Annotated in this window: 7 protein-coding genes and 1 pseudogene; 5 read left to right on the top strand and 3 right to left on the bottom strand. The window is 60.9% G+C overall.

What is annotated here, in order from left to right:
* Together APM_RS18630 and APM_RS18625 are read right to left on the bottom strand one after the other, a co-directional pair.
* Nucleotides 1-872, bottom strand: an 872-nt coding sequence (locus APM_RS18630) for a DNA polymerase Y family protein (RefSeq protein ID WP_138919275.1), incomplete at its 3' end; no start/stop codon positions are given.
* A complete protein-coding gene (locus APM_RS18625) occupies nt 796-1,392 on the bottom strand; it encodes an ImuA family protein (RefSeq protein WP_241763218.1) in 597 nt (198 codons plus the stop codon). The genes APM_RS18630 and APM_RS18625, both read right to left, overlap by 77 nt.
* A 168-nt stretch (nt 1,393-1,560) precedes the next feature.
* Here APM_RS18625 and flgF point away from each other — a divergent pair, with 168 nt between their 5' ends.
* The 4 genes from flgF to flgH are packed head-to-tail and all read left to right on the top strand — an operon-like array spanning nt 1,561 to nt 4,896.
* Nucleotides 1,561-2,304 carry a flagellar basal-body rod protein FlgF gene (gene flgF, locus APM_RS18620; RefSeq protein WP_007424947.1) on the top strand — a complete coding sequence of 248 codons (744 nt, stop codon included), beginning with the start codon at nt 1,561-1,563 and terminating at the stop codon, nt 2,302-2,304.
* A gap of 28 nt (nt 2,305-2,332) precedes the next feature.
* A complete protein-coding gene (gene flgG, locus APM_RS18615; protein ID WP_007424946.1) occupies nt 2,333-3,115 on the top strand; it encodes a flagellar basal-body rod protein FlgG in 783 nt (260 codons plus the stop codon).
* A 10-nt stretch (nt 3,116-3,125) separates the two neighbouring features.
* On the top strand, nt 3,126-4,124 hold the full coding sequence (gene flgA, locus APM_RS20970) for a flagellar basal body P-ring formation chaperone FlgA (RefSeq protein WP_007424945.1): 999 nt from the start codon (nt 3,126-3,128) through the stop codon (nt 4,122-4,124).
* 10 nt (nt 4,125-4,134) lie between these two features.
* A complete protein-coding gene (flgH, locus tag APM_RS20965) occupies nt 4,135-4,896 on the top strand; it encodes a flagellar basal body L-ring protein FlgH (protein WP_007424944.1) in 762 nt (253 codons plus the stop codon).
* 170 nt (nt 4,897-5,066) lie between these two features.
* Here flgH and APM_RS22115 read toward each other — a convergent pair.
* Nucleotides 5,067-5,198: pseudogene (locus APM_RS22115) on the bottom strand (IS5/IS1182 family transposase); the annotation flags it as partial.
* Between the two features lie 90 nt (nt 5,199-5,288).
* Here APM_RS22115 and APM_RS18610 point away from each other — a divergent pair.
* Nucleotides 5,289-6,111 (top strand): IS110 family transposase (locus APM_RS18610; RefSeq protein ID WP_007424942.1); only part of this gene is annotated, 823 nt, incomplete at its 3' end.

Raw genomic sequence — 6,111 nt, 5'->3', positions numbered from 1 at the left:
TCGAAGGTACGGGCGTGATCCGGCCGCACAGCGCCGCCCAGCTCCGGCTGCCCGGCCGGCAGCGACGCTACCTCCCCCTCGATCTCCAGGCCTTCCACGCCGAATCCCGGATCGACCCGGTTCAGAAGCTCGGCCAGTAGCCGACAGATATGCGGCGCATCGCGGGCGGGGGCGGCGAAGCCGATCGTCTCCCCGATCACCCGCGCATCGACCCGCCGGAACCTGACCCGCAAAACCGTCAGCCCGCATTCGGCCGCCTCCAGCCTGTCGCAGAGCCGGATGACGAGCCGTGCGAGCGCTGCGCGGAGCTGTTCGGCCGTCAGCAAGGGGTCGTGATGTGATTCCGCCTCGCGCCACGCGGCCGGCGGCGGCAGGAAATGCAGAGGCTCCGCTACCCGTCCGTGCAGCCGGTCGAGCCTGAGCAGCAGGTCTTCCCCGAAACCGGCCCGGATCTCGCCGCGCGAGAGGCGCGCCAGCGCGTCGATCCGTCTGATGCCCAGCCGGTGCAGCCGCCGCGCCACCGGCGCGTCCAGCCCGAGTGCTGTCACCGGCAGAGCGTCGAGTCTGGTGCCCGCCGTCATGCCGTGCCGCGCCCGCGCCCGTGCCGCCGCTGCGGTGGCGCCGATCGCCACAAGGGCACTGGGCAGCATGGCGCCGATCCGCGCGCACAGCTGCGCCTCGCCGCCAAAGAGATGGGCACAGCCGGTGATGTCGAGCAGAAGACCGTCCGGCGGGTCCAGCGCCACCAGTGGCGTGAAGGCCTGGCAGCGCAGTGCGAGCCGCGCGAGGGCCTGCTCAGCCGGCGTGTCTGAGAGGTTGCTGGCGGGCAGTCCCGCCGCCAGCCAGATCGAAAGCATACGTCGCGCCGTCATGGCCTAGCTCCAGGCCGAAGGAGCCCGGCGGCACGCCGTGCGCATGCAGCAGCTCGGCTCGCCAGCGCCGCGCGCCATCCGGCCCCGAGGGTTCTGCGCCAATCCGCCATCTCGTCGCGAACGCATTAGAGTCACTTGCCTTTCCCATATTCAGCACCAGCCCGACAGCCTGGCCCCGCCGTGCCGCCAGCGCGAGGCGGCGCACTGCGAGGCGGGAGATCCGCGCCACCGGCCCGGCCGCATGCAGGCCGCCGGCTAGGGCGGTTTCGAGCAGCGCCAGTCGGTCCTCCTCCCGCTCCGCCTCGGCCATGACGAGCCGGCCGGGATCGAGCGCCAGCCCGGCAAGCCCTGGCGGGTAGAGATCGATCGAACTGCCGACCCAGCAGATCGGCGCCCCCCGCGTGCGGCCGAGCAGCAGGGCCGCGAAACTCACGATGGATTGATCGCCGGCGATTTCATGCACAGTCCCCGGTCGGATCTCCGGGGACTGCAGACCGGAAAAGAGCGCCACACTGGTCATGATCTTGTCCTTTGTTCTTATTTTGTTCTTTTTTAGGGCGGCGTCAATCCGGGTATCGCGATGGCGGCTGGGCGAATTTGTTCCGCCGCTTAGCGGTTCATTAAGCTTTCAGCGCCATTGTCGCCATGCACGACCGCTCGTGATGTCCCAAAAGGGTGACAGGACAGGATGCAAAACACCAGCACGATCATTCTTTCGCGCATGCTCACGGCATCGCGCAATGTCGACGTGATCGCGAACAACATCGCCAACGTCTCGACGCCCGGTTACGAGTCGATGCATCTCGCCTCTACGACCTGGCTTGATCACATGCGCAATGTGACAGCGCCTCCCGGCGGATCGACGCTTGCCTACACACAATCGAACGGGACTTGGCGTGACGAACGGCCGGGCGCGATCCGCAACACAGGTAACGCTCTCGACCTGGCTCTGCCCGGCGGCGGCTATTTCACTGTGCAGACCCCGAACGGTCCCCGTCTGACCAGAGACGGACAGTTCAACCTGATGCCGGATGGCACAATCGCCAACGCCAACGGATACAGTCTGCTCAGCACGAACGGCCAGCCCATCACCGTACCACCACAGAGCGGCACTCTGACAATTGCTGCCGACGGTACGATCAGCACACCACAAGGCATTATCGGGCAGGTCGGCGTCGTGACCGTCCCCGATCAGCAGTCGCTGACAGCGCAAGGCGGAAATCTCTTCAAGGCCTCGACAACCCCGATTCCCGATCCCAATCCACAGATCGTGCAGGGGGCCATCGAAGAATCCAATGTCCAACCGGTTGTCGAGATCACCAACATGATCCAGGCCAGCCGGAACTACGAGATGCTTGCCCAGTTCCTCGCTTCCGAGAAGAACCGTAGCCAGACCGCCATCTCCCAGATTCTGGGTGCGACGACCAGCTGATACCCACTCCCCCGACAGGAAAGCAAGAATGCGCGCACTCGACATCGCGGCAACGGGCATGCAGGCCCAGCAGACCAATGTGGAAGTCATTTCCAACAATATCGCAAACATGACGACCACGGGCTACAAGGCCCAGCGAGTCGCCTTCCAGGACCTGCTCTATCAGGATCTGCGGCGCGCTGGCTCGAACAGTTCGGATGCGGGCACGATCGTTCCTTCCGGCACCCAGATCGGCCTCGGTGTGAAGACTGCTGCAATCTACCGGATCGACCAACAGGGAAACCTTCAGCAGACGAACAACACGCTTGACATGGCGATCTCCGGTAATGGGTGGTTCCAGGTCACCCTTCCTTCCGGCCAGACGGCCTATACGCGCGACGGTACGTTCGGCCTGTCGCCAAACGGCACGATCGTTACCGCAGACGGTTATGTCGTCCAGCCTGGCATCCAGATTCCGACCAATGCAACGAATGTCACCATCAATGCTTCAGGTCAGGTCCAGGTTTCGCTCCCCGGCCAGACGGCCCCGCAAACGGTGGGACAGTTGCAGCTCGCCGTCTTCCCGAACGATGCCGGTCTCGCCGCGCAGGGCGGTAACCTCTTCCTGCAGACTGCGGCCTCGGGAAATCCAGTTACAGGCGCTCCCAGCGCTCCGGGCTTCGGAACAGTCATGCAAGGCTTTGTCGAGAATTCGAATGTGAATGTCGTCAGCGAAGTCACAGATCTCATAACCGCCCAGCGGGCTTATGACATGAACAGCCAGGTTGTCACCGCAACAAACCAGATGCTGTCTACACTGACACAACTCTGAGGATCGCAAAATGCCTCGTTCAACCGGATATGCGGTCATGGTCATGTCTATCATGGCCAGCCTCGTCGCGCGTACCTCCCTGGCCGCACCATCGCCTCGAGGGATCGTTTCAATAGATCGTCCGGTTGTCGAACTTCAGGATCTCTTCAACGATGCAGGCTCGCATGCCAAGGACGTGCTGGGGTCAGCTCCTGCGCCTGGCCAGAGAATCGAAGTCGGCGGCACTCAACTTGCAGCGATCGCACACCAATATGGCGTCAAATGGAAAGACGACGGCTCTGATAACGCCGTGGTTATCGAGAGGTCAGGCATTCCCGTCAAGCCGTCCTTCATCATCCGGGCACTGCGCCCGCTGTTGTTGGGCGCAGACGCACCGAACCACTTCGTTGTGCAACTCGGTACAACCAACTTGCCGATGGTTCCACCCGGAACGAGACCACATGTCGTCGTCAACAATATTCGCTACGATCAAGTGAACGGGCAGTTCGATGCCGTTGTTCTTCTAAATGCCCGAGGAATGAAACCGGAAAGCTTCGAGCTCTCAGGTATCGCTGCACAGGCAGAGCGCGTAATTGTCGCTCGCCGCACCCTGGAACCGGGAGAGATCGTCACGATCAACGACGTGAAGATGTCATGGGTGGCCCGAGCTGCGCTACCTCAAGGCACATTAACCCAAGCCGCGGATGCTCTAGGTATGCAGGTTGACCGTCGAATTGCTGCCGGAACCCCTCTCAGCAAAAGGGTTGTTGCGCAGGTCATGATGGTAAACCGAGGAGCAACAGTAAACCTCGCAGTGGAAATGCCGGGCCTTGAAGTAACGGCCGAGGGCGTTGCCCTGGCTGCTGGTCCGAAAGGCGCCGTGATTCCAGTTCTGAATCCGAGTTCACACGAGGTGGTACAGGCTGTGATAGACGGTGAAAATCACGCTCACGTCATCCCTGGCAGCCGCCCAATGCCTCAGAGCGGGACAATTTCTTATTATAACCGCATGGTAGGACAAAGTGGCTGAGCTTTCCAAAATGGTTTGCGCGGGAAGCCGTCGACACCTCTTCCGGCTTGCAGCCTTCGGCCTTGTATCCCTGCTCGAAGGTTGCGGCACCTTCTCCAATCTTGCCTATGTTGGCCATGCGCCGCCGATGACGCCGATCACGAATCCGACAAAGGCACCATCATGGCGTCCGGTGAGCATGCCGATGCCGCCGCTCAGACGAGCACCAACGGAACCTGATAGCTTATGGCGCCGTGGGGCGCGTGCCTTCTTCAAGGATCAACGAGCTTCGCAGGTGGGTGACATCATCACCATCTTGATCAATATCAACGATGCCGCAACTTTGAAGGATCAGACCACACTTGGACGTACAGGCTCAGAATCCCTGGGCGTACCAAATCTTTTTGGCCTGGAGAGTCTGATTCCCCGTGTTCTGGGCAAATCGGTAAACCCATCGAGTCTGGTGTCTCTTTCCAGTGCAGGCAACTCGACCGGAACCGGGCAAATTCAGCGAAACGAATCAGTTTCTTTGTCCTTAGCGGGCGAGATCACGCAAGTATTGCCAGATGGTAATTTTGTCGTGGTAGCCCGGCAAGAGATGCGTGTGAATCACGAACTACGCGTTCTGACTGTTTCAGGTATTTGTCGTCCACAAGACATTTCAGGAAATAATACAATACAATCCAATCAGTTGGCGGAAGCCAGAATTTCGTATGGCGGCCGAGGTATTGTAAGCGGTGAACAATCACCGCGATATGGTCAGCAGGTTCTGGACGATATTGTCCCGTTCTGATTGTCCATCTGAAAGCATCTTGAATTTCTGTATTTATTTATAGACGGATATTAAAATATAATTTAGCAATTTCAATGGGTGATGACTCGGTTCGTTTTCGCAGACCGACGCTATCTGTCTTTCGGTGTGGAATAAGTGGTCTGCCTCAGAGTCCATTTCGAATCGTTTTTTTAACGAGCCAACCTGCGTAGCAAGAGGATGCTGGAAGCGGCGTAGAGGAAGGCCTCGGCGCTTTCGATTTTGGCCTCGAAATCCTTTGCCAGCCGTCGGTTGCGGTTAATCCAGGCGAAGAACCTCTCGACATGCGGTGATCGCGATCCGGCGGTTTGATCTGTCAAACTGGGGCGCGATGCGAGCGGGTGGTCCGCTTGTTGGAGCCGAGGGAGGCAATCATGGCGCACTACGCAGGACTGGACGTTTCGGACAAAGACACCGCCATTCACATTGTGGACGACAACGGGAAGCTGGTCTGGCGGGGCAAGAGGGCCAGCGAGCCGGAGGTGCTCGCCGCGGCCCTGCGCCGGCATGCGCCCGAACTCGTTCGGGTCGGGCTCGAGACCGGACAGTTGGCGCCGTGGCTCTACCATTCGCTCAAGGATCTCGGTTTTCCGGTGATCTGCCTAGATGCGCGCCATGCACGCGTGGTGACAGCGTTGCAGCGGAACAAGACTGACGCACACGACGCTGAAACTTTGGCGCAGTTGGTCCGGACTGGCTGGTATCGGGAGGCTCGAGTGAAAGGCTGGGCCGCACACGCCATGCGCCGTCTGGTCGGTGCCCGTTCACAACTCGTCGGCATTTCAATCGATTTGTCGAACCAGATCCGCAGCACGCTGAAGACGTTTGGGCTGAGGGCGACTGGCGGGGCCGGACGCGTCTTCGAAGCGAAGGTACGCATCGCGCTGGAGGACCGGCCCGAGGTCGCCGGCATGGTCGAGCCGTTGCTTGCGGCCTGGCGCGCCGTCCGCGATCAGATCGCCGTACTCGACCGCAAGCTGATGGCCGCGGTCAAGGCCGACCCGACATGTCGGCTGCTGATGACCTGTCCGGGTGTCTGCGTAGTGGTTGCCGCGAGCTTCAGCGCCGCCGTCGAGGCCCCAGCGCATTTCCGGCACTCACGCTCGATCGGCGCCTATCTCGGACTTACGCCCCGACGCAACCAGTCCGGCGAAATCGACCACAGCGCCGGCGTGTCCAAGCGCGGGGACCGGTTGC

Source organism: Acidiphilium sp. PM (assembly GCF_000219295.1).
Taxonomy (GTDB): domain Bacteria; phylum Pseudomonadota; class Alphaproteobacteria; order Acetobacterales; family Acetobacteraceae; genus Acidiphilium; species Acidiphilium multivorum.
Note: the sequence above shows the minus strand (reverse complement) of the source record. Positions and strands in the feature narration are given on the sequence as shown.